The organism is Pseudomonas sp. ICMP 10191, from assembly GCF_001467335.1.
Classification (GTDB): Bacteria; Pseudomonadota; Gammaproteobacteria; order Pseudomonadales; family Pseudomonadaceae; genus Aquipseudomonas; species Aquipseudomonas cerasi.
Genome location: NZ_LKGW01000003.1, coordinates 1 through 1,576 on the forward strand (window position 1 = coordinate 1; position 1,576 = coordinate 1,576).

Sequence of the window (1,576 nt, forward strand, 5' to 3'; positions counted from 1 at the left end):
GGTATTTGGACTTGAGCGTCGGGTCGACGATGGTGTGTGGCAGGCCGTCTTCACTGTTGAGGTATTCGGTCTTGTGGCCCAGCGCGTCGATCTCACCCAGAAAATTGCCTCTGGAATTATAGAGAGACTTCCATTGGGGTAATAGACCTGAGTGATAACATGGCGGTAGTGGTTTTCAAATCCACTATTCAATAAAATAAGAGGGCTAGTGACTGAGGCAAAGTTGGCAGCCACTAGCATCGCTTGCTTTGTTATTAAAGAGCATTAAGCCCAAGTAGCAGCAAAAAATAATAAAAAGCACGCCCCATTGAACTCAGGCTTTGAGAATATGCTCTTTGAATTGCAGGCCTCGCACTTTATTAATCTCGCATAAGTCTTTAACACGAGCTGTGGCTAGTATAGTTGTAAAGTCCTCCTCCGCTCTAAAAATATCGACACCTATATCCACATCATCTTTAAGAACGATTTCAGTATATATTTTAGGCCCGTCGGGCAGATAGCTCACAAGCGGCTCATTTTTTGATTTTTCTTTATCAAAAGCGCTAAGTCTTGAGGTGGGGTTAAAAAATTTATAGCCTTCATATTTTTTTCCAGATATATACACGTTTGCGTCAAAAAATTGAACTCCAGAAACATTGGCCTCCAGTAATAATTTATGGAATCTAGGGCTGATAAAGTTAGGACCATCACTGAAGAAAAAATCGTATTTAAGGATCCCATTGGTGCTAGCTCTTGACGTCGAGGTAAACTCAACCAGTACATCCTCACTTATCTCCATTCCTTTTTTCAAAAGAATAGGGTCTTGACCTGTTAAGACCTTACTTTTAAACCAATAGCTCTCTGGATAAGAGCTAGATATGTTTATAATGAAAATCTTAGCCACAAGCAATACCTCTCACAGATGCAGAATTTAACTTAGTAGTGCCAGATCGCAATCCTTTACGCTCATCTGCTATAATGCCGTTTACTACTTTTTCGTAATCTCCCTTACTCCAACCATTGACCTTTCCGTAATCACTAGCCACATCAAGCTTTTTCTCAATTCTGGCAGTGTACTCAGCATGAGAACCTCGATGAATTGTTCTGGTAGGATGACTTTCGGCATATTTAGGCAGGTAAATAATATTTGAAACTTTATGAATATTCATGCCAGCTGCTTTGATAGCCTCATGATTTGCTAATTGCTGAGGGATTATATGGTGCTTTTGAAAGCCCGACAGAGCTTGCATGGTGTTATAGGTAATCCAGCCAAGTGGATCCAGCCAGCCTACTGGGTTCGGAGCATATTGATAAAGATTAAACCCACCCAACAACCCAATAGGATCCTGCGTAATAAACCGCCCAATCTCCGGGTCGTAATACCGAAACGTGTTGTAATGCAGCCCCGTCTCGACATCAAAATTCGCCTGCCAGACGATCTGCCCTTCGGCATCGGTCATTTCCAGCGGTGTGCCAATCTGGTCGGTATGGAAGTAGTAAACCTTGTTCTCGACTTCGCCTTCTTTCTCATCAACACGGGCCAGAGGCGCATAGCTGCCGGGCTCGTAAAGGTACAGGCTGCTCTGGCCGGGACTTT

At 43.1% G+C, this 1,576-nt stretch carries 2 protein-coding genes; both read right to left on the reverse strand.

The features are described from left to right. Positions 1-313 precede the first annotated feature (313 nt). Entirely contained in the window at positions 314-883 is a 570-nt protein-coding gene (locus AO388_RS29520) for an imm11 family protein (protein WP_063613799.1), read from the reverse strand. After that, on the reverse strand, positions 876-1,576 hold a 701-nt coding region (locus tag AO388_RS02225; protein ID WP_236713884.1), incomplete at its 5' end, for an RHS repeat-associated core domain-containing protein. The genes AO388_RS29520 and AO388_RS02225, both read right to left, overlap by 8 nt.